The organism is Exiguobacterium sp. s46 (genome assembly GCF_018618875.1).
In the GTDB taxonomy this organism is placed as follows: domain Bacteria; phylum Bacillota; class Bacilli; order Exiguobacteriales; family Exiguobacteriaceae; genus Exiguobacterium_A; species Exiguobacterium_A abrahamii.
The window spans coordinates 138,501-158,955 of sequence record NZ_JACSMY010000003.1 but is presented as its reverse complement, the minus strand read 5'-3'; the positions used below and the strand labels follow the sequence as shown (position 1 = coordinate 158,955).

Here is a 20,455-nt window from a genome sequence, read left to right as displayed (position 1 = left end):
TCAGAAAACGTCGACTTTTTCAATGGCTTCTGCTAGTGTGAATAGTTGAGACTATGTCTCCGGAGTTCGTAACCTCCTCCGTTACAAAAACTAGGAATGGAAGTGTACATTATGAAAAACGAACGTGCTCTTGTCGTCTTTAGTGGCGGCCAAGACTCAACGACTTGTTTGTTTCAGGCATTGAAACAATACGAAGAAGTCGAAGTCGTGACGTTTAATTACGGACAACGTCATGCACAAGAACTCGAAGTCGCACGCGACATCGCCTCTGAGCTCGGTGTCAAACACCATGAGCTTGATCTCTCTCTTCTCAGTCAACTGACGAGTAACGCCTTGACTGACCACAGCCAAACCATCACGACGAATGAAGATGGTCTTCCTTCTACTTTCGTAGATGGACGAAATCACCTGTTTCTTTCGTTCGCAGCCGTCCTTGCGAAAGGACGCGGAATCCGTCATATCGTCACTGGCGTATGTGAAACGGACTTTTCCGGTTACCCTGACTGCCGTGATGCCTTCATCAAGTCACTCAACGTGACATTGAACCTTGCGATGGACTATCCATTCGTACTTCACACGCCACTCATGTGGCTCGACAAAAAAGAGACGTGGGCGCTTGCCGATTCGCTCGGTGCGTTTGATTTCGTTCGAAATCGCACGTTGACGTGTTACAACGGCGTCATTGGAGATGGTTGTGGCGAATGCCCGGCCTGTGAATTACGGAAAAATGGCTTAGATGCATACATCAAGGAGGTTCAACACACATGACATTCAATTACGAAGCACCTGAAACGGTCGAGCGCCCGACTGGCGACTCGCTTATCTATACGAAATCCCGCGTTATGATCGTAAAAAAATTAACGTTCGACGCAGCACACCACCTATATGATTATGATGGAAAATGCCGTGCCCTTCACGGTCATACGTACCATGTCGATATGGGGATCAGTGGTTTTCTGGATCACCGCGGTATGACACTCGATTTTGGTGATCTCAAAAAAATCTTCAAAACACATCTCGAACCACTATTGGATCACCGCTACCTGAATGAATCGTTACCATACATGAATACGACAGCTGAAAACATGGCGGCTTGGATTTTCGAGACGCTCGGACAACACCTTCCGGATGAGCGTGGACTTCGTGTCGAATTCGTCAAGCTCTATGAGACACCGACTGCTTTTGCTGAAGTCCGTCGTGAGTGGATGAACGAAGCATGAGTGCCTTAACGAAAACACCAAAAATTCCGGTTCTCGAGATTTTCGGACCAACATTTCAAGGAGAAGGACGATCGATTGGTCAAAAGACGATGTTTGTCCGGACCGGCGGTTGCGACTACTCCTGTTCGTGGTGTGACTCCGCCTTCACATGGGATGGTTCTGAAAAACCTGAACTCTTGACGGCAGAGACGATTATAGAACGTCTTGATGCACTCGGCTCTTACGGACATGTCACGATTTCTGGTGGGAACCCGTTACTTCATGCTTCGATCGGCACACTGGTTGCGGCACTAAAAGAACGAAACATCACGATGTCCGTCGAGACACAAGGCTCCTACTGGCAAAATTGGTTGCTTGATATCGATGACGTCACACTTAGCCCTAAACCACCTTCAAGTGGGATGAAGATTGATTTCGATCGCTTGGATGTCTTTTTTAAACGTTTACCGGAACAACAGCGTGCCGTTAAAATCGTCATCTTTAATGAGGAAGACCTCGACTTCGCGGCGATGATTTCAGAACGATATGCGCTAAAGACGCTTTATCTATCGCTCGGTAATCCTGATCCGCACGAAGAAGGAACGATCGCTCCACGCATGCTACACGATTTAAAAACACTTTGGGAACGCGTCGCCCGTGATGAGCGCTTCAATCATGCGCGCGTCCTACCACAACTACACGCCCTCGTTTTCGCGAACGATCGTGGCGTCTAAGGAGAAATGATTTATGCGCCCTGAAGATTTAAACGACTTATCGTTACTCGGCCAAAAAGCCGTTCCATACATTTTTGAATACCAACCCGAAGTACTCGAAGCATTCCCGAACCGTCACCCGGAAAATGATTACTTCGTGAAATTCAATGCACCAGAATTTACGAGTCTTTGCCCGATCACGAATCAACCGGACTTCGCGACGATTTACATCTCGTACATCCCGGACGAAAAACTCGTCGAATCAAAATCACTGAAGTTGTACTTGTTCAGCTTCCGTAACCACGGTGATTTTCATGAGAACTGCATCAACGTTATCGGAAAGGATCTCGTGAAATTGATGGAACCTCGCTATCTTGAAGTATGGGGCAAATTCACGCCACGCGGTGGAATTTCAATTGATCCGTACTACAATTATGGGAAGCCTGGTACAAAATACGAACAAATGGCAGAGCACCGTTTATTCAATCACGATCTCTATCCTGAAACAATCGATAATCGTTAAGACGACTAAAAGAGGGACAAGGGGAAATCCCTTTGAGACTGAAGACAAAGTGCAATTTTTCTCTAACGAGAAGGATTGCGCTTTTTTGTTCGTCTCGAATCGTTTTCCTGGGACAAGCATCGCGCCGCTTCACTTCGCTGCAGGGTCGCTCTTGCTTGTTTTTCCCAAGGAATCGATGCCGAGTGAACAAAGCGCTTCTCTGATTGTTCTTTCGATATAAAAAAATGACGCGTTACACGCCACTCCTACAGGAAAAAGCGCGATTTTGCGCTGTCAGAGACAAACAAGACCCGTTTTTCTGCTCGAATAGAGTGGGAAAACTGGCTTGTGTCTCGCCTGAGGAAAGGGCGTGAAAAGACGCGTCATTTTTTGAGTCAGCCCATTTGTCTACAATCTACAAGAAGAAATCCCTTTATTCCTCCTTTTTGATGCCCATCAACTAGATGGAAGGTCGATCAAGGACGGGCTATCATGCTGACGGATGACCTCAGGTGGCCAGATATGCCGAATTAAGTGATCCGAAGGGACATGTAAGACACGGGCCAGTCGCTCAATCATTGAAAATGAGGGATGGGCAATGCTACTTTCAATACGCTGGATCATCTCAGGTGTCGTCTCAGTTAACTCTGCTAATGTATTTTGATCTAACTGATGACGTTCTCGTAATGTACGAATCCGCTGTCCGTACTGTCCGATCGGTTGAATCCCTTCTTTCATCCGCTTCAAACATCCTTTCTTCTTTTAAAACTAAACAACGTTCACTGTAGTCTTATTCCCACTTTTTTAAAATCTGAATACCTTTCCGAACTATCAATTTCTAATCAAAATAAAATTTCAAATATTTTTCTTGTAAAACACTAGCTTTTTAAAAAGTTATCGCTTACAATTCTATATGCAAACGGTTGCATTAATCGCTTACATTATTGCACTGTTCTTACACACATATTAGAGAAAAAGAGATACAAAAGGAGTGAATGATCTTGAAAAATGCTATTTCGTTCGATTTTTGGCAAAAACTCGGTAAAGCCTTGATGGTCGTCATCGCGGTTATGCCTGCTGCAGGAATCATGATCTCGGTCGGGAAACTGATCGGCATGTATGGAGGCGATATCGCGTTAATGCAAACGATTGCTCGAATCGTTGAAGATTTAGGTTGGGCTATCATTACGAACCTTCATGTCTTATTCGCCGTCGCGATTGGTGGGTCATGGGCAAAAGAACGTGCTGGTGGTGCGTTCGCAGCGTTACTCGCCTTCATTTTGATCAACCGTGTCACAGGAGCTATCTTCGGTGTCAACGCTGACATGATCGCGGACCCAAAAGCAACGGTCGATTCATTGCTTGGTTCTGAGCTCATCGTAAAAGATTATTTCACTTCAGTTTTAGGGGCACCTGCTCTCAACATGGGAGTATTCGTCGGAATCATCTCTGGTTTCCTTGGTGCCGTTCTCTTTAATAAATTTTATAACTTCAGTAAATTGCCAGATGCGCTTGCATTCTTCAACGGAAAACGTTTTGTACCATTCGTCGTCATTGGTGGATCAGTCGTTGCAGCATTCGCCTTATCACTCGTTTGGCCGTTCGTTCAAGGCTTATTGAATGACTTCGGTCGCTGGATTGCCTCTTCACGTGATTCTGCACCGATCATTGCACCGTTCGTATACGGTACACTCGAGCGTCTATTACTTCCGTTCGGTCTTCATCACATGTTGACTGTCCCGATGAACTACACGGAACTCGGTGGAACGTACAAAATCCTGACAGGCGCCGCTCAAGGATCGACAGTTGCTGGTCAAGATCCGCTTTGGTTAGCTTGGATCACTGACCTTGTTAACTTAAAACAAGCCGGTAACACACAAGGATACAATGACTTAATCAACAGTGTCGTTCCTGCTCGTTTTAAAGAAGGACAAGTCGTCACATCACTTGCTTCATTGATCGGTATCGCTGTCGCAATGTACATGTCAGTTGATGAAGATAAGAAGAAAGCATACAAACCTGTCTTCTTATCTGCTGGACTTGCAGTTTTCTTGACAGGTGTCACGGAGCCAATCGAATTCATGTTCATGTTCATCGCTCCTGTTCTTTACGTCATCTATGCTGTGCTCACGGGTGTTGCTTTCGCACTAGCAGATGTCATGCATCTTCGGATTCACGCATTCGGTGCGATCGAACTCTTGACGCGGATTCCATTGATTGCAAAAGCTGGATTAATTGGTGATTTAATTCGTTTCATCGGTGTCTGTGTGTTCTTCTTCTTCTTGAACTTCTTCACGTTCCGTTTCGTCATCAAGAAGTTCAACTATGCGACACCAGGTCGTAACGGGAACTATCTTGACGATATCAACGTATCTACAACTGAAGCTTCAGGTGAGGCTGCTGCGACATCAGCTCCTGCCGACGGTTCGCAAGCTTCACAAATCATCGATTTGCTTGGTGGACAGCAAAACATCGAGGACGTCGATGCCTGCATGACGCGTCTTCGTGTCACTGTCAAAGATCCAGCGCTTGTTGCAAAAGAAGCAGACTGGAAAGCAAACGGTGCACTTGGTCTGATCCTTAAGAACAATGGCGTGCAAGCCATCTACGGTCCAAAAGCCGATATCTTAAAATCAGATATCCAAGACCGGATCGGCGCATAAACCTGCGAGATTAGGGAACTACCTAAAGGTGAAGCTCTTTTATAAGAGTTTCACCTTTCTTATTTGAAAAATCAGGAGGACCACTCATGCGTCTACTCACACTAAACTGTCATTCGTGGCAGGAAGAACAGCCACTCGAAAAATTAAACCAGATCGTTCAACAAATTCTCGCTCAAGATTATGATGTCGTCGCACTGCAAGAAGTGAGTCAATTGATGGATACACCCATCGTCTATGACGATGTGCGCAACGATAACTTTGCCTATTTGATCCAGCAAGCGTTAAAAGAACAAGGTCAAACCTACTCCCTAGTCTGGGATTTTGCTCATATCGGCTATGATAAGTATGAAGAAGGACTCGCTCTTTTGACGAAACACCCAATCTTAAAATCGGACAGTTATTATGTCAGCCGCAGTCAAGATACATTCGATTGGAAATCGCGAAAAATCGTCCGTGCGACGATCCAAGTCGACGGTACACCGATTACGTTCAATACATGCCATCTTGGCTGGTGGGCAGATGAAGTCGAACCGTTCCAAGAACAATTCAATCATTTGATGGCCCGGATGGATCCACTCGAATGGACATTCTTCCTCGGTGATTTCAACAACGATGCTTTAGAACGAAATACAGGTTATGACTATATGATGCAACGGGGATTACACGACGTCTTCCTGCTAGCTAAGGAAACGGTCGGAATTGAGACGATCAATGGCAACATCGATGGATGGGAAGACAATCAACAAGGATTGCGGATCGATCTCGTCTTATCGAATCGGAAAATTGACGTCGAACGCGTCGGGGTCGTATTCGATGGGATTCACGGTCCCGTCGTTTCAGACCACTACGGTGTTGAGGTCGATATTCAGATTCAAAAAAATGAACATTAAGTATTGACAACGCTTTCTTTCCTCCTTTAAGATGAAATCAAATCAATAGTGCGGATTGTGACAGTACGGCTGGCAAGACCGAAATGACACCTCGTTAGGAGAGGTGTTGTTCGGTCTTGCCTTTTTTTGTCTCATTCAGCACGTTTCATGAAAAAGGAGGACTTTTCCGATGGATTATCAACAAACTGCTAAACGTGTGCTCGAACTCGTCGGCGGACGCGAGAACATCATCACTGCTGCTCATTGCGCGACGCGTTTACGTCTTGTCTTGCATGATGAATCAAAGGTCGATCAAGCAGCACTTGAAGACTTAGATGGTGTCAGCGGCGCCTTCTCAAGTTCTGGTCAATACCAAATCATCTTTGGAACCGGTACCGTCAACAAGGTATTTGCTGCGTTTGCACCACTTGCCGGTGTAAAGGTCGATGGAGAAGAACCACTCGACGTTAAAAAGGCTGCATCGCAAAAATTAAATCCGTTCGCCCGTCTTGCCCGCTCGCTCTCGAACGTCTTCGTTCCACTCATTCCGGCAATCGTCGCAGCCGGTCTCTTGATGGGATTACTCGGTATGATCAAGGCCTTCGGTTGGGTTGACGGTGATTCACCGATCGTCCAACTACTGGATATGTTCTCGTCTTCTGCCTTCATCATCCTACCGATCCTGATCGGTTTCTCGGCAGCCCGTGAATTCGGTGCGAACCCGTACCTCGGTGCCGTCATCGGGGGGATCATGACACACCCGTCCCTCTTAAACCCTTGGACGCTCGGTAATAGTGATCCGGAAGTCATGAAGTTCCTCGGAATGAACATCGAGTTGATTGGTTATCAAGGAACGGTCTTCCCGGTTCTCTTAACCGTTTGGGTCATGGCAAAGATTGAACAACAAGTCCGGAAACGGACACCCGAAACGCTTGACTTACTCGTGACACCGTTCGTTACGGTTCTCGTCACTGGATTCCTGGCATTGATCGTCATTGGTCCGATCGGAACGTTACTCGGAAAAGGCATTTCATTCGTACTCGTCTTCTTCTATGAACAGTTCTCAGTCGTAGCCGGTCTTCTCTTCGGTGGACTTTATTCGACAATCGTCATCACAGGGATGCACCATAGTTTCCATGCGATTGAAGCAGGATTACTTGCAGATAAGAGTATCGGAAAGAACTTCCTCTTACCGATTTGGTCGATGGCGAATGTCGCTCAAGGTGGTGCCGGACTTGCCGTTTACTTCTTGACGAAGAACGTTAAACTCAAAGCACTCGCCCTACCGTCTGCGTTCTCAGCATTTCTCGGAATCACAGAACCCGTCATCTACGGTGTCAACTTACGTCTTGGAAAACCATTCATCGGTGGTGCCATTGGTGGTGCGATCGGTGGCGGTTATGTCGTCTTGACACAAGTCGCTGCGAACGCTTATGGATTAACTGGAATTCCGATGATTGCGATCGTCGCGCCACTCGGTGCGTCAAACTTGATCAACTATCTCGTCGGGTTCGCCATTGCAGTCGTCACTGCTTTCATCTCGACTGTCGTCTTGATGCGTCTCGATGCACGGAAACAAAAAGAAACGGACGTTGCTGCTTAATCCTTCATGCGACCAAACCGAGTCCTCGGGCTCGGTGGTCGCATTTGTCGGTTCGCAAAGCGCTGAAGTTCGCTTTATAATAAAAGAAAAGATCGGAAAGGAGGACGTCAGGCTGATTATTCATAAGATCCTCAATAACAACGCTGTTGTCGTCAAAGAAAATGGACAGGAACGCATCGTCATGGGACCAGGCATTGCTTTTGGAAAAAAGAAAAAAGATCCGATTCAAGCGACGAAGATCGAAAAAATGTTCATCCCTTCATTTGAAAATGCAGAACAGTTCAAAGAGATTCTGACAACGACACCACTTGAGATCATTGATTTATCGGAACGCATCATCTCACATGCAGAAGGTGAGCTCCAAACGCCGTTTCATGACTATATTCACGTCAGTCTGACGGACCACCTTGCTCATGCCGTACGATTAGCACGTGAACAACTCGTCGTGCATAATCGATTGGCAGAAGAGATTCGCCTTTTGTATGGACCGGAGTATGCGATTGGAGAATGGGCAGTTCTTGAGATCGAGCGTGCCTTACAGGTCACGCTACCGAAAGAAGAAGCTGCGAACATCGCGCTTCACTTATACAATGCACGCCAAACGCATCCGAATATGGCCACTGCGTTGCAGACGGTTACGTTACTCAATGAACTACGTGAACAGATCGAAGTCTTTTTTGGACAAACGATCGAGACCTCATCGATGACGTATTATCGTTTCTTTACGCACATGAAATTGGTCCTCGCCCGGATTGAACAAGGAGAAACCTTACACGACATGGATGATGTGATTTTATCTGCCGTCAAAACACGTTATGCTGAGGCTTATGCCTGTGCGAGTCAAATGGGCAATTGGTTGACTGTCGAACTCGATACACGTGTACCTGAATCAGAAATCGGCTATATGGCTTTACACATCGAACGGATTCGTCCGGATCTTGAAAGGAGTTCTACGTATGAAAATCTTTAGTTTAGGGGAAGCATTGATTGATTTGATTCCTCTTGATGCTGAAAACATGACGTTTCAAAAAAATCCTGGAGGTGCTCCTGCCAATGTCTCTGTCGGACTCGCTCGATTAGGCGCTGATAGTTATTTTCTTGGAGCTGTCGGTGATGATTCGATGGGACACTTCTTGAAAGATACGTTACATCATTATGGTGTTCGTACCGATCATCTCGTCCACGATTCGACGCAAAAAACAGGACTTGTGCTCGTTACGAACGGTCAGGATGGAGAGCGGTCGTTCGAGTTCATCAACGCGGAGCGCGCTGATATGCAATTCCACGAAACACATGTACCGGAGGATTTCACGTCCGTCGATTTATTACACATCGGTTCGATCTCTTTGATCACTGGAGAATCCGTCAACGCGACACGAAAAGCCATCGCACGTGCAAAAGCGCACCAAGTACCAGTCTCTTACGATCCGAACTTACGAGAGTCGCTATGGCCGAATCTTGACGAAGCGCGGACGACGATCCGGTCTGTCCTACCGGATGCACAAATCGTCAAACTTGCTGAGGAAGAATTGACGTTTCTAACTGGACAAACGAATCTTGATGACGGGGCTGCTGAATTGTTAGCTGAATATCCGATTCGTCTTCTTGCCATCACGCGAGGAAGTGAAGGATCGATTCTCTATACGGATCGTGCGATGGCTGTCATCGATGCGATTACGGTCGACGCAATCGATACGACAGGAGCTGGAGATGCCTTCATGTCCGGTTTACTCTACCAGTGCGCGTTACGCGATTTTTCGTTTGATTGGTCTGAAGATGAACTTCGCGACATCGGTCGATTCGCAGCGATTTCAGGCGGACTTGCTGCTTCCGTCAAAGGAGCGATGGCTGCTTTGCCAACGCTCGACGAAGTCGCTCATCGCTTGAATTGAATCGATGACTCAGTAGAAATAAGGATGGAGAGATTCCGGACCCAGTGCCAGAATCTCTCCATCCTTTTCATTTGATTGATGAGTCGTTTATTCACTAGAGAATTGATTAAGGTGTATCGATAAATCGTTTGATTTCATCTAACGACTCGTCCTGTTGTTCTTTTGGCGTTAATGAGCTGCTGTTATCCCCTTTTTGTCGACCGTACATACCAAAGTTCGCATGGTTCCCTTGCTTGATTTCATGGAATACGGCATCTTTTCGAACGTCCTGTTTACTTTTTTCGATATCAGCGACTGGTAAGACACCATCTCGTCCACCATAAATCGTCAACGAGGGTACATCAATCGAATCAATCGGATAGGACGCGAGGAAAACGATTCCTTTAATTTTCGGATGTTGTTCGACGATCGTCGAAGCTGCGCTTCCACCGAGCGAATGCCCGATCAGATACCACTTTTTGACCTGCGGATACTCCTCGATGACATCGAGTCCTTCGCTTGAGTCAAGCAACGCAATCCGAAACGGTAGCTTCGGGATGACGACGAAGTGCCCGTCTTTCGCTAGTTGCTTGCCGTAATAACTGTAGGCCGCTGCATCGACTTTTGCCCCTTGATAAAAGATGAATCCGACGTCACTCGTCTTTTTTCCAAATGTCACTTCACGTGGTGTAGCTGTCTCCACGTAAGATATCGCTTGGGGAGATGCATCATAATCGAACTGCGCCCAGATCATGAATGCAAATACGAGCAGTGCCAACAGCGCAGCAATCGTTCCAATGATTCTTATACTCCATTTTTTCATTTCATTCCCTCCCGTTACCGTTATACCCCACATTATGTGTTAAATCACATATGAAAACAAATATTAGAATTTTCAGTCATTGTAAGCATCCCTATCGCTTTTTCATGAATTGGTTTAAGATGAAACCAATATTGTTTTTTCGAAAGGAGATTCACGTTTTGCCGCGTACCCTTGTGTCTACGATTCAATGGTTTTTATTCATCATCTGTACTAACATTGCCCCGCCCCTTGCCATCGCAGCATCGTTTGAACTCTCGGGTGCCGAGACGCTTTCCTTCTTATCTCGTTGTCTATTCGTATTTGCCATCTTAAGTCTCTTTCAAGTCCTGCTCGGACACCGTCTACCGATCATGGAAGGTCCTGCTGGAATTTGGTGGGGTGTATTTGCCCTCTATTCGTCGATTGGTGTCACATTGTACGGCAGTTATTCAAACACTTTACAGTCGCTTGGATTCTTACTCCTACTCAGCGGTATCATCTGTATCGTCTTGACGATGACGGGTGTATTACGGCGCTTAGTCCCTCTTTTTACACCGCAAGTCATCGGTGTCTACATGCTACTGCTGTCGGCACAACTGTCCGGATCCGTTATGAAAGGATTGCTCAATATCGAGGATGGACGAATTCAAGTATTACCTGCCGTCATCTCGATTCTGACGGTCTTGATCTCGCTTTATTTAGAACGAAGTGATCGCTTACGCCAGTACGCTTTATTAATCACGCTACTCGTCGGTTGGAGCATGTTTGCATTGATCGGTCGTGCCGAGATGCCAAGTTTCGATGGTCCACTGTTCACTTTACCGAGTTTATTGCCGTTCGGCGGTATTCATGTCGACTGGAGCTTATTACCGACAGCTCTCATCATCTCGTTGTTGTTAATGACGAACGTCTTAGCGAACATCAAGGTCATCGAACGGATCATCAGTGCCAAGCGTGGTGAAACCGTCAAAGGACAAGTCGGAACAGCTGGTATCACGGCTGGTATCGGACAACTCTTCGCTGGTCTGTTCGGTACGGTGGGTCCTGTCGCCATTTCCGGAACGGCTGGGTTCATTGCTTCAACAGATAACACGGACCGCAAAGCGTTCGTCTATGCGAATATCACGTGTCTCTTCCTCAGTATCGTGACACCATTCGTCGGATTGATCGCTAAAATCCCCGTCGCTGTCGGTTATGCGATGGTCGCACCGATCGTTGCCGGAATGGCAATCATCGGCGTCACGGAAGCAGCCCGCGACTTGAATCGTCAAACGGCGATGATCACGGTCGGTCTCCCGGTCCTTGTCGGCATCGGTGCGTTGTTACTACCAAAAGGAGCAACGGCCGATTTACCGCCACTCGTGACGACCCTGATGTCAAACGGTCTCGTCCTCGGAACATTGGTCGCCTTGCTCGCAGAAGGGTTACGCCATATCCGGACGAATGATTAATAAAAAGACGCTTTCTCGATTGAGAAAGCGTCTTTTTTCATGCATCAGCGAATACCGCGCATGTATTTTTGAAGTTTTGGTGCGAAAGCGAACAAGAGTAATCCGAAGATGACGGCAACGATACCTGTGATACCGAAGTACAAAATCTCCGTGTCATTCGTGTAGTATTTAACGATTTGTGCGTTGACCGCTTGACCTGTTGCGTTCGTCAAGAACCACAGACTCATCGTTTGCGCTGAGAAGGCTGCCGGCGCCAGTTTTGTTGTTGCCGATAGACCGACTGGTGACAAGAAGAGCTCACCGATGACGACGAGGAAGAAGCTCAGTGCAAGCCAGAGTGGACTAACTGACGTCTCCACACCGAACAGGATACCTGGTAGTGTCATGACGATGAACGAAAGTCCGGCGAACAGAAGACCAAACGAGAACTTTTGCATCGTCGTTGGTTGACGGTCACCGAGTTTGACCCAGAAGCTCGCAAAAACAGGTGCTAATACGATGATGAAGAGCGGATTCAACGATTGGAAGAATGCCGGCTGAATCTCGAATCCTAAGAATGAAAGGTTCGTCCGTTCACTTGCGAAGATGGAGAGGACGTATGAACCTTGTTCTTGGATTGCCCAGAAAATCGCTGCTGCGATGAAGAGCGGAATATACGCAATCAAACGTGAGCGCTCATCATCCGTGATCTTTGGACTACGAAGCATGACTGTGAAGTAAGCGATCGGAATCAAGATCCCGAGAATCGTGACCATTAAAGTAAAACGAGAAATCGTCAACAGTCCTGTCATCGATGCAACGACACCGAGTACCGCAACGACGACGACAACGATTGATGCGATCGTGATGAAGCGTTTTTTCTCGTCCCCTTTTAATGGGTTCAAGACATACGTACCCGCTTGACCAAGGTTTTTCTTTTTCGTCAAGACGAAGACGACAAGTCCTGCGAACATCCCGATGGCAGCGAGTGCGAAACCAGCGTGATATCCACCGCGGTCAGCCACTTCACCGACGACGAGTGGTGAGAGGAATGCCCCAGCGTTGATCCCCATATAGAAGATACTAAAACCAGCATCGCGGCGGTTATCCGTCTTGCTGTACAAATCACCGACGATATTCGATACGTTCGGTTTCAAGAAACCAGTACCGATAACGATAAGTCCCATCGAGATGAAGAGGGCTGTAATGCCTGCTGGTAAAGCAAGGACGATATGCCCTAGCATGATCAAGATACCGCCATAGAAGACGGTGCGTGACGTACCGAGTAAACGGTCAGCTACCCATCCCCCAATGATCCCTGACATGTAGACGAGCGAACCATAAACGGCCATGATTGACGCAGCTGTCGTCTTATCGATACCTAGACCACCGTTGGCAACTGAATCGTACATATAGAAGATAAGGATGGCACGCATGCCATAGTAGGAGAAACGCTCCCAAAACTCAGTGAAGAAGAGGGTGAACAACCCTTTCGGATTCCCGAAGAATCCTTTTTGCGGAACGGTCTTATAGACCTGATCGCGATCAAACTCTGCCATATGATCGGCTCCTTTCATCAATCCTAAATAAGTGCATAATCCATCATCTTTTCCCGCTTTCCCCAAACGATAAGCGTGACGAAACAGATAGGATACGAATACACTGTTTTGCCTGAATTGTCTCACTTCTTTTTTTATATATGAGACAGCACTTTACCATTCAACCGCAAATCATTTGACGAGTCAAATATTATTTACGTTACAAGAATAACAAAAAGAGCAGTCGACTACTCGACTGCTCAGGATTGCATCTGTTTCGATTCGATGATTGTAATTCCAGGCGGTGCATGTAACGTTTCACGGATCATCGCCGCAGCGACTTGACCAGCTTCGATCGGAGCAATGGCGCTCCGCTTCAACAAGGGGCGTAAGACCGTCGAAATTTTCGCAGCCGCTTGTTCGCCTAAGCGGAATTCATCTCGATCCCCTAATAACAAGGATGGTCTAAAAATCAATAACGCGTCATATCCGAGTACACGTAATCCGTTTTCCGTGTCCCCTTTTACGCGATTGTAGAAGGTTTTGGCATTCGGATGGGCACCGAGCGCCGAAATTAAGGCAAATCGTGTCGCCCCGAGGTCTAACAATTCACGGCCAAGTTCAATCGGATATGTGTAGTCAACCTGACGAAATGCCTCTTGTGATCCTGCTTGTTTGATCGTCGTGCCCAGTGCACAATAGACATGGTCGACGACAGGTAGTTCAATTTCTGTCACACGATCAAAATCAATCACCCATTCTTCCAATTTCGGATGAAAACGGCGCATCGGGCGGCGAACGAGAACATGTACCTCGCTATACGTATCTTCTGCCAACAAACGATCGACGAGTTCTTGTCCGACTAGACCAGATGCTCCTAAAATTGCTGCTCTCATACGTTTCTCCCTCCTTCATGCTGTCGACCAATTGGTACGAAATAGGAACGGTTTCCAGTAATCCGTTCTCCGGCACGTACACCAATCGCACTTGGTCTTCCTCCTAAAATAAAGACACCATACATATACGCGACTTCTCCCTCTTCCTGAAGTGAGTACGTCGGTAATTCTTGATACGCTTGATAAACAGCCGGTTGATCACGAAACGTATGCTGTTCATTCTTTAGCATGATATGTCCTTGTCCATCATGGACCGTCACGGTATCTCCTTCACGCCCGAAGATTGGTTTTTTAACGAATAATCGCTGGCTTGAAATGAATGGATCAGCGGATAAGTACGTCGGTAAAAAGTAACGCGTAATCGTCATATGGTCCGTTTCGCTCAAGTACGGATGATTGGCTTCATGCAACATCCAGATCAATGCAAGAACCGACTTAGCTTGCATTAAAAAGGCAGACGGCGGGTTGATGATTTCGAGTCGACCCGTCTCGACGAGTTGCAGGAGTAATTGTCCTAAATTTCTTCCGTCCTCATCCCGGTCAAGTAAGGCCATCTCGATCGGAAAGGTTTGACGATATAAGATATCGATTCTTTTACCAGCCTCATCGTACAGACCTTCTTCTGGACGAATCTCTAATGCATGAAGTGGACAATAGGTCGCATCACTCCAAAACGACTGCAAATACTCAGCCGTCAATCGATCCTCGATGTGGTCACCATGTGAGGTGAAGACGACATGCGGATGCTGTTTCGTCCGATGTATCGCGGCTTCGATCGCACGACGGACAGTTGCCTTCAGCCATTTGTTTTCCCCATCGTTGACCCGTTCAAAACCTTGTTTTTCCGCTACGACATCATTGACTTCAAATACTTCTTTAATGAAAGTCGGCGTATCCGCGTTCCATTCCATGAGTGAGATACGATCTGCCGTCGCAATGAAATCAAAGCGTCCGATGACGGTCAACGGTCGCATCGTCTCGAGTCGCAAAAAAGCGAGACTTTCAACTGGAAAGCCCAGCTCGAGCAGTGCCTCATCATCCATCGATCGAAGAATCGGAAGTACTTTTTCAAATATCTTGTAAACTTCTTGCGCCGCGATATGCAGTTGGTCGATTCGTTCGTCCGAGATGGGCATGATTTCCGTCACAGCGTACGGTTCCCCGTCTAGCACATCCCAAAAACGATCGATGTCTCCGTAAAAGGTTTGTCGTCTATTCATCCGCCGAAAAAGCCGGAAGATGAGCCTGTTCCGAATCCCTTTGTCTTCGTGTTATAACTCTTTACTTCTTTTGATTTCGGCGTATACCCTTTTGTTCGCATCGCACTATGCATCAAGGCACGTGATGCGAAATAACTACCGCCCCAGTAATAGTATCCTGAATGGGTTGATGAACTATCATCACAGTACCAAACGCCTTCATCATTATCATACTCATAGTCATCACAATCCGGATCATCTGGTCGTTCCGCTCGTGCATCATCCGATCCACACCCACTCAGTGTCGTTCCGATCAACAGTGTTGCAGCTAGTGTCGCTTGTTTCATCCAATTCACCGTCTCAGTCCCCTTTCCTTTTACTCTCGTTATGGATAGTATACGCTTTTTTGGAGAGAAAAGTTTCTTTGTTCTGTCGGAACTTTTTTTCCTTCAATGTGGTAATAGTATCTATAGAACGAAAAGGAGGATTTACGCATGTCACTTGCCTACTACGTTGAAGAAAATGGTGAATTCCATCCGATCTATCAATATGATCGTTATGCGATCGAACCGGAAGAGATCATTGCCCACCAACTCTGCGAATTCCATATCATCGAAGGACATCAATACGAGCTTCGTTCCAATGAGATGGCAGGTGAATATGATCAATTGATCGTCGACCACATTAAAGCATCACCACGTGCGACAGAAGAACGCGTTTATCCACCGCATCAAATTCATATAGAGTTCAGACAGTATTTATCTGACAGCGCGCAACCGCTCTTAAAGACATCAACGGTTCCGAATCACGTCCAAGCGATGCGTTTTTTGATCAAGGACAAGATCGAAGTCGAAGGCCACGGTGTGTTTGAGCGTGACAGCTGTGAAATCGATATCGACCGGAATTGTTACGTCGTCTATCTTGCCGATACACTTTGAGATGTAAAATCAGGTCTCTTCATTTCCAAGAGACGTTTTTTTTGGCATACTAGAAAGTAAGAACGAATCAATCGAGGTGAACGAACATGAGTGAACAACCAAAAAAACTATCATTGCAAGAGGCAATGATTGAACGCTTGAAAGCAAAAAAACAAGCGCAAACAAAACGTCCGACTGGCTTACAAGGAACACAAACGAAACAATTGACGAGCCAACAGACGAAAAAAGCAAACAACCAGAAAAAACGGACAGGCGTCTAAGTCACAGGAATTCATGAAATAAGGAGTAATTATGAGTATTTTAACGGTATCTAACTTAAGTCACGGATTCGGTGACCGCGCCATTTTCGAAAATGTCTCCTTCCGCCTGTTAAAAGGCGAGCACATCGGTCTCGTCGGTGCGAACGGTGAAGGAAAATCGACGTTCATGAACATCATTACGTCGCAACTTGAGCCGGATGAAGGAAAAGTCGAATGGGCGAAGCATGTACGCGTTGGTTATTTGGATCAGCACGCTGTCCTTGAAAAAGGATTAACCATCCGCGATGCACTTAAAGGTGCATTCCAGTACATGTTCGACATCGAACAGGAAATCAATGATTTGTACGGTAAAATGGGCGAAGTCGAGCCAGAGGAACTGGAAAAAATGCTCGAAGAAGTCGGCGTCTTGCAGGACATTCTGACGAATAACGACTTCTATACGATCGATGCAAAAGTCGAAGAAATCGCGCGCGGTCTTGGGCTCGATGAGATCGGACTCGACCGGGATGTACAAGAGCTCAGTGGTGGACAGCGGACGAAAATCCTGCTCGCCAAACTCCTTCTTGAAAAACCGGACATTCTCTTACTTGATGAGCCGACCAACTATCTCGATGTCCAGCATATCGAATGGTTGAAACGCTACTTGAATGAATATGAGAATGCGTTCATCTTGATTTCGCACGACATTCCATTCCTCAATAGCGTCATCAACTTGATTTATCATATGGAAAATCAAGAATTGAATCGTTATGTCGGTGATTACGACAACTTCGTTACGATCCATGAAGCGAAGAAAAAGCAACTCGAGTCTGCGTTCAAGCGTCAACAGCAGGAAATCTCTGAGTTGAAGGACTTCGTTGCCCGGAACAAGGCACGTGTCTCGACACGGAACATGGCGATGTCACGTCAGAAGAAGCTCGATAAGATGGATGTCATCGAACTTGCGCAAGAGCGTCCAAAACCAGAGTTCCACTTCCTCCAAGCACGGACACCAAGTAAATTGATGTTCGAAGCAAAAGGTCTCGTCATCGGATACGATGAGCCACTTTCGCGCCCTCTTGATCTGACGATCGAACGTGGGCAGAAGATTGCGTTGCACGGTGCGAACGGAATCGGGAAATCGACGTTGCTCAAGAGTTTGCTCGGTGAAATTCCAGCTGTCTCGGGTGTCGTTGAGCGAGGCGAGAACTTGCATATCGGGTACTTCGAACAAGAAGTTAAAGAGAAGAACTCGAATACGTGTATCGAAGAGATTTGGAATACGTTCCCGTCTCTGACACAACAACAAGTCCGTGCTATGCTCGCGAAGTGTGGTTTGATGACGAAACACATCGAATCGAAAATCGAAGTGCTCAGCGGTGGGGAAAAAGCGAAAGTCCGTCTTTGTAAATTGATGAATACGGAATCGAACATCCTCGTACTCGATGAGCCGACGAACCACTTGGACGTCGAAGCCAAAGAAGAATTAAAACGTGCGTTACAAGAGTACAAAGGAACAGTCCTGTTGATCTCACACGAACCAGAATTCTATGAAGCTGTTGCGACAGACTTATGGAACTGTGAATCATGGACGACAAAAGTATTCTAAGCTACATCATACAAAAGATGGGATGCCCAGAAGGGTATCCCATCTTTTTAGTTCATACACTTAATCATTGCATGATCGTGCATCTTCACGCACACTAAGACTTAGAAAATGATTATGAAGGAGCGTGTTTTTTTGGAAACGATCACGAAAAAGGCAACACTATCCTATCTCCATGTTCCAAGCGGTGGTTCAGAACAGTTGATTGCCCGTCTCTATTCACCTGAACATACAGCGGATGCTCCACTGATTGTACTCTTCCACGGATTTCCCGGGAAACAGTTGAACATGGACTGGGCAGTTCAACTTCAAAGTGCAGGGTACCATGTACTCGTCACGTCGTATCGTGGAACGATCGGTAGTCCTGGAACCTTTCGATTCCAACATGTTTTGGAAGATGCGACCGCGACACTACAGCACGTCTGCTCAGAGCCTTTCACTGCCGAACATGGCATCAAGGCGGATCAGATTACCGTCGTTGGTCATAGCATGGGTGGATTCGCCGGTCTACATGCTTTTGCTGAGACACCGGAGGCTGCACATTATGTCGGGATCTCTCCGTTTAATTTTGGTCTCGTCGGTCAGCTCGTCCTCGAACACCCGGAATACGAAGCTGCGCTACACGGTGTACTCGAACGAGGAGCTTCGTTCCTGAATGGTGCCGCTGCTGACGCGTTACTCGACGAGTTGAAGCATCATCATACGACTTGGAACTTACTGACGCTAAAAGAACGTCTAGCCGATCGCTCGATGTTGCTTATGACGTCAGAACGGGACGAAACATCAATCAAAGCGCTTCATCATGACTTATTGCTACCCGACAGTCCGTTCGAGGAAGCGATTGTCGATAGTGATCACAACTATATCGAGAATCGGGACGCTGCCTTTAACGAATGGACAGCTTGGCTCGCACGACAATGAAAAGAGCGCTCAGCGTACGACTGAGCGCTCTTTTGCTGAAGTTCGAGTCCGTTGCACAGGACGGATCCGCATCCGGTATAGGACGAGCGTAAACATCGTCAGTGTTGAGACAGCGTACCAGATCGTCGTAAACAGGGTTCCGGTATCCGTACCGATGAATAGACCGTGTGCCGTCATTAATAGCCAAGCAGGTAAGACGAGCCAGTGTGTCAATTTCCAAAGCGTCTTGCCTAGCGTCTCCTTCAAGAAATCCGAAGTCACGAGAACGAACCCGAATAAGTAGAGACTGATTGTTCCTAGCGCATTCCAGAGTGGTTCATAAGAAGCTTGGCCCGGAATCAGGACCTCAAAGATTGTCAGTGGTGCGTATGAATCGACGATGATGAGCGTCGCATGAAGGACGATTGCGAGCAAACCTGCCCAGCCACTATATAAGTGCACGTGATGCAGTCGTGCTTTTTGTTTTTTGAGTGCCGGGTAGGAACCGAGCAATCCCGCTAAGACAGAAATCGTCATGAAGAAGTGCCCACTTAATCCACTCAATCGAATCATCGTCCATGTCGAGAACAACCATTTCATCCAGTCCATATCTCACTCACTCCCTTCTGTTCACTTCGCCATTCCCCAGCAGTATCCAAGATCAATAATCGTCCTTTTGGAAACCAACGAAACAGCTTTTCTTGACGTTCTGCCTCTGTCATCTGAAAGGCAAGCTTCGTCATGACTTCGGCTTCATAGAGTTGTGGCGCAGATGCCGTCACTTGAAGAATCGGACTTCTCGTCGGACGTCCTGTTCGTCCATCTAACAAATGATGATGCGTCTGTCCGTCCGTCTTCCACGATCGATAGACACGGTTCGATGTCGCAATCGCACCTTGTCGTAATTGCATGTCAGCGACGCGTTGTTCGGTCTCGGGATGCGTGATCGTGATATTCCATGGTTCCTCCTCGGACCAGACGATGACGTCACCTCCCGCTTCAATCAATCCACGACTCCAGCTTTTTCGTAGTCGCTGCGCTGCAATCATCGCGGCAGCTCCTTTTCCGATTCCACCTAGGTCGATAAAACCGCCTCCGACTCGAGTCACGTCACATCCTTCAATGATGAACGGGGGGATCTCTGGTGGAGCAACCTCTTCATAAACGACAGCTTGTGTGAAGGGAAATGATTGGCGATAGCCATTGGCTTGTTGTTGCGCCAGCAGGAATGGGGAAAAATAACGTTCGGTCTGCTCGAAGTATCGTGTGGCGCGGCCCAGTAAGCGGGCTAACGGTAAGGACACAGATAACGTGTCGCCGATCCGTAAGCGATTCAATCGACTGACTTCACTTTGCTTATCAAAGCGTGACCACTGCCGATCCACATAATGAAAGAATCGGACAAGTTCCTCCCATTCTGCTTCATCGATCGGCTGATCCGTCACGAACCGCACCTGATTATGCATCGCATACAATTGTCGCTCCAT

At 47.0% G+C, this 20,455-nt stretch carries 22 protein-coding genes; 14 read left to right on the top strand and 8 right to left on the bottom strand.

Features of this window, described 5'->3' with window-relative positions:
• The first annotated feature begins 111 nt into the window (after positions 1 to 111).
• Genes queC through queF form a run of 4 tightly spaced genes read left to right on the top strand, consistent with a single transcriptional unit; the run spans position 112 to position 2,435 of the window.
• Positions 112 to 768 carry a 7-cyano-7-deazaguanine synthase QueC gene (queC, locus tag KNQ08_RS13995; RefSeq protein WP_023469723.1) on the top strand — a complete coding sequence of 219 codons (657 nt, stop codon included), beginning with the start codon at positions 112 to 114 and terminating at the stop codon, positions 766 to 768.
• Positions 765 to 1,220, top strand: coding sequence for a 6-carboxytetrahydropterin synthase QueD (gene queD, locus KNQ08_RS13990; protein WP_023469724.1), 456 nt, complete (start codon positions 765 to 767; stop codon positions 1,218 to 1,220). Before queC ends, queD begins: the two co-directional genes overlap by 4 nt.
• Positions 1,217 to 1,933: a 7-carboxy-7-deazaguanine synthase QueE gene (queE, locus tag KNQ08_RS13985; protein ID WP_023469725.1), complete on the top strand. Its 717-nt coding sequence runs from the start codon at positions 1,217 to 1,219 to the stop codon at positions 1,931 to 1,933. The genes queD and queE overlap by 4 nt, the downstream gene beginning before the upstream one ends.
• Positions 1,934 to 1,946: 13 nt before the next feature.
• Positions 1,947 to 2,435: a preQ(1) synthase gene (queF, locus tag KNQ08_RS13980; protein ID WP_023469726.1), complete on the top strand. Its 489-nt coding sequence runs from the start codon at positions 1,947 to 1,949 to the stop codon at positions 2,433 to 2,435.
• Between the two features lie 435 nt (positions 2,436 to 2,870).
• On the opposite strand, the gene KNQ08_RS13975 is transcribed toward queF, so the two are convergent.
• On the bottom strand, positions 2,871 to 3,152 hold the full coding sequence (locus tag KNQ08_RS13975) for a helix-turn-helix domain-containing protein (RefSeq protein WP_023469727.1): 282 nt from the start codon (positions 3,150 to 3,152) through the stop codon (positions 2,871 to 2,873).
• Positions 3,153 to 3,466: 314 nt separating this feature from the next.
• Between KNQ08_RS13975 and KNQ08_RS13970 the strand changes: the two genes are divergently transcribed.
• The 5 genes from KNQ08_RS13970 to KNQ08_RS13950 all read left to right on the top strand — a co-directional run bounded on the left by KNQ08_RS13970 (position 3,467) and on the right by KNQ08_RS13950 (position 9,441).
• Positions 3,467 to 5,077, top strand: coding sequence for a PTS transporter subunit IIBC (locus KNQ08_RS13970; protein ID WP_244150235.1), 1,611 nt, complete (start codon positions 3,467 to 3,469; stop codon positions 5,075 to 5,077).
• 86 nt (positions 5,078 to 5,163) lie between these two features.
• Entirely contained in the window at positions 5,164 to 5,967 is an 804-nt protein-coding gene (locus KNQ08_RS13965) for an endonuclease/exonuclease/phosphatase family protein (protein WP_023469729.1), read from the top strand.
• A gap of 169 nt (positions 5,968 to 6,136) precedes the next feature.
• Positions 6,137 to 7,549 carry a sucrose-specific PTS transporter subunit IIBC gene (locus KNQ08_RS13960; RefSeq protein WP_023469730.1) on the top strand — a complete coding sequence of 471 codons (1,413 nt, stop codon included), beginning with the start codon at positions 6,137 to 6,139 and terminating at the stop codon, positions 7,547 to 7,549.
• A 76-nt stretch (positions 7,550 to 7,625) separates the two neighbouring features.
• Positions 7,626 to 8,519: a PRD domain-containing protein gene (locus KNQ08_RS13955; protein ID WP_323679827.1), complete on the top strand. Its 894-nt coding sequence runs from the start codon at positions 7,626 to 7,628 to the stop codon at positions 8,517 to 8,519.
• Positions 8,506 to 9,441 (top strand): carbohydrate kinase family protein, encoded by a 936-nt coding sequence (locus tag KNQ08_RS13950; RefSeq protein WP_050677176.1) that lies wholly within the window; start codon positions 8,506 to 8,508, stop codon positions 9,439 to 9,441. Before KNQ08_RS13955 ends, KNQ08_RS13950 begins: the two co-directional genes overlap by 14 nt.
• A gap of 106 nt (positions 9,442 to 9,547) precedes the next feature.
• Here the strand turns inward: KNQ08_RS13950 and KNQ08_RS13945 are convergent, their stop codons facing one another.
• Entirely contained in the window at positions 9,548 to 10,243 is a 696-nt protein-coding gene (locus tag KNQ08_RS13945; protein ID WP_214806169.1) for an alpha/beta hydrolase, read from the bottom strand.
• Positions 10,244 to 10,401: 158 nt separating this feature from the next.
• Here KNQ08_RS13945 and KNQ08_RS13940 point away from each other — a divergent pair, with 158 nt between their 5' ends.
• The gene (locus KNQ08_RS13940) at positions 10,402 to 11,673 is read left to right on the top strand and encodes a purine/pyrimidine permease (protein WP_023469734.1); all 1,272 of its coding nucleotides are present in this window, start codon (positions 10,402 to 10,404) and stop codon (positions 11,671 to 11,673) included.
• Positions 11,674 to 11,717: 44 nt separating this feature from the next.
• On the opposite strand, the gene KNQ08_RS13935 is transcribed toward KNQ08_RS13940, so the two are convergent.
• The 4 genes from KNQ08_RS13935 to KNQ08_RS13920 form a co-directional block, all read right to left on the bottom strand.
• Positions 11,718 to 13,211, bottom strand: coding sequence for a peptide MFS transporter (locus KNQ08_RS13935; RefSeq protein WP_023469735.1), 1,494 nt, complete (start codon positions 13,209 to 13,211; stop codon positions 11,718 to 11,720).
• A gap of 239 nt (positions 13,212 to 13,450) precedes the next feature.
• Positions 13,451 to 14,086: a Rossmann-fold NAD(P)-binding domain-containing protein gene (locus tag KNQ08_RS13930; protein WP_149428020.1), complete on the bottom strand. Its 636-nt coding sequence runs from the start codon at positions 14,084 to 14,086 to the stop codon at positions 13,451 to 13,453.
• Positions 14,083 to 15,306: a glutathionylspermidine synthase family protein gene (locus KNQ08_RS13925; protein ID WP_149428021.1), complete on the bottom strand. Its 1,224-nt coding sequence runs from the start codon at positions 15,304 to 15,306 to the stop codon at positions 14,083 to 14,085. The genes KNQ08_RS13930 and KNQ08_RS13925 overlap by 4 nt, the downstream gene beginning before the upstream one ends.
• The gene (locus KNQ08_RS13920; protein ID WP_035395686.1) at positions 15,303 to 15,632 is read right to left on the bottom strand and encodes a hypothetical protein; all 330 of its coding nucleotides are present in this window, start codon (positions 15,630 to 15,632) and stop codon (positions 15,303 to 15,305) included. The genes KNQ08_RS13925 and KNQ08_RS13920 overlap by 4 nt, the downstream gene beginning before the upstream one ends.
• A gap of 147 nt (positions 15,633 to 15,779) precedes the next feature.
• Here KNQ08_RS13920 and KNQ08_RS13915 point away from each other — a divergent pair, with 147 nt between their 5' ends.
• The 4 genes from KNQ08_RS13915 (at position 15,780) to KNQ08_RS13900 (ending at position 18,989) form a co-directional block, all read left to right on the top strand.
• On the top strand, positions 15,780 to 16,223 hold the full coding sequence (locus tag KNQ08_RS13915) for a hypothetical protein (protein ID WP_058704372.1): 444 nt from the start codon (positions 15,780 to 15,782) through the stop codon (positions 16,221 to 16,223).
• 86 nt (positions 16,224 to 16,309) lie between these two features.
• Positions 16,310 to 16,483, top strand: coding sequence for a hypothetical protein (locus KNQ08_RS13910; protein WP_023469740.1), 174 nt, complete (start codon positions 16,310 to 16,312; stop codon positions 16,481 to 16,483).
• A gap of 31 nt (positions 16,484 to 16,514) precedes the next feature.
• Positions 16,515 to 18,071: an ABC-F family ATP-binding cassette domain-containing protein gene (locus tag KNQ08_RS13905; RefSeq protein ID WP_023469741.1), complete on the top strand. Its 1,557-nt coding sequence runs from the start codon at positions 16,515 to 16,517 to the stop codon at positions 18,069 to 18,071.
• A gap of 132 nt (positions 18,072 to 18,203) precedes the next feature.
• On the top strand, positions 18,204 to 18,989 hold the full coding sequence (locus tag KNQ08_RS13900; protein ID WP_214772268.1) for an alpha/beta hydrolase family protein: 786 nt from the start codon (positions 18,204 to 18,206) through the stop codon (positions 18,987 to 18,989).
• A 9-nt stretch (positions 18,990 to 18,998) separates the two neighbouring features.
• Here KNQ08_RS13900 and KNQ08_RS13895 read toward each other — a convergent pair whose 3' ends face one another.
• Positions 18,999 to 19,568, bottom strand: a complete 570-nt coding sequence (locus KNQ08_RS13895; RefSeq protein WP_251133723.1) for a ferric reductase-like transmembrane domain-containing protein — start codon at positions 19,566 to 19,568, stop codon at positions 18,999 to 19,001.
• The gene (locus KNQ08_RS13890; RefSeq protein WP_214806168.1) at positions 19,565 to 20,455 is read right to left on the bottom strand and encodes an FAD:protein FMN transferase; all 891 of its coding nucleotides are present in this window, start codon (positions 20,453 to 20,455) and stop codon (positions 19,565 to 19,567) included. Before KNQ08_RS13890 ends, KNQ08_RS13895 begins: the two co-directional genes overlap by 4 nt.

What these genes read in the sequence shown, in the direction of transcription:
- KNQ08_RS13945 (WP_214806169.1), bottom strand. Translation starts at nt 10,243, where the DNA reads ATGAAAAAATGGAGTATAAGAATCATTGGAACGATTGCTGCGCTGTTG.
- KNQ08_RS13965 (WP_023469729.1), top strand. Translation starts at nt 5,164, where the DNA reads ATGCGTCTACTCACACTAAACTGTCATTCGTGGCAGGAAGAACAGCCA.
- KNQ08_RS13890 (WP_214806168.1), bottom strand. Translation starts at nt 20,455, where the DNA reads ATGGAGCGACAATTGTATGCGATGCATAATCAGGTGCGGTTCGTGACG.
- KNQ08_RS13935 (WP_023469735.1), bottom strand. Translation starts at nt 13,211, where the DNA reads ATGGCAGAGTTTGATCGCGATCAGGTCTATAAGACCGTTCCGCAAAAA.
- KNQ08_RS13950 (WP_050677176.1), top strand. Translation starts at nt 8,506, where the DNA reads ATGAAAATCTTTAGTTTAGGGGAAGCATTGATTGATTTGATTCCTCTT.
- queE (WP_023469725.1), top strand. Translation starts at nt 1,217, where the DNA reads ATGAGTGCCTTAACGAAAACACCAAAAATTCCGGTTCTCGAGATTTTC.
- queF (WP_023469726.1), top strand. Translation starts at nt 1,947, where the DNA reads ATGCGCCCTGAAGATTTAAACGACTTATCGTTACTCGGCCAAAAAGCC.
- KNQ08_RS13975 (WP_023469727.1), bottom strand. Translation starts at nt 3,152, where the DNA reads ATGAAAGAAGGGATTCAACCGATCGGACAGTACGGACAGCGGATTCGT.
- KNQ08_RS13910 (WP_023469740.1), top strand. Translation starts at nt 16,310, where the DNA reads ATGAGTGAACAACCAAAAAAACTATCATTGCAAGAGGCAATGATTGAA.
- KNQ08_RS13905 (WP_023469741.1), top strand. Translation starts at nt 16,515, where the DNA reads ATGAGTATTTTAACGGTATCTAACTTAAGTCACGGATTCGGTGACCGC.
- KNQ08_RS13925 (WP_149428021.1), bottom strand. Translation starts at nt 15,306, where the DNA reads ATGAATAGACGACAAACCTTTTACGGAGACATCGATCGTTTTTGGGAT.
- KNQ08_RS13960 (WP_023469730.1), top strand. Translation starts at nt 6,137, where the DNA reads ATGGATTATCAACAAACTGCTAAACGTGTGCTCGAACTCGTCGGCGGA.
- KNQ08_RS13915 (WP_058704372.1), top strand. Translation starts at nt 15,780, where the DNA reads ATGTCACTTGCCTACTACGTTGAAGAAAATGGTGAATTCCATCCGATC.
- KNQ08_RS13930 (WP_149428020.1), bottom strand. Translation starts at nt 14,086, where the DNA reads ATGAGAGCAGCAATTTTAGGAGCATCTGGTCTAGTCGGACAAGAACTC.
- queC (WP_023469723.1), top strand. Translation starts at nt 112, where the DNA reads ATGAAAAACGAACGTGCTCTTGTCGTCTTTAGTGGCGGCCAAGACTCA.
- KNQ08_RS13920 (WP_035395686.1), bottom strand. Translation starts at nt 15,632, where the DNA reads ATGAAACAAGCGACACTAGCTGCAACACTGTTGATCGGAACGACACTG.
- queD (WP_023469724.1), top strand. Translation starts at nt 765, where the DNA reads ATGACATTCAATTACGAAGCACCTGAAACGGTCGAGCGCCCGACTGGC.
- KNQ08_RS13970 (WP_244150235.1), top strand. Translation starts at nt 3,467, where the DNA reads ATGGTCGTCATCGCGGTTATGCCTGCTGCAGGAATCATGATCTCGGTC.
- KNQ08_RS13895 (WP_251133723.1), bottom strand. Translation starts at nt 19,568, where the DNA reads ATGAAATGGTTGTTCTCGACATGGACGATGATTCGATTGAGTGGATTA.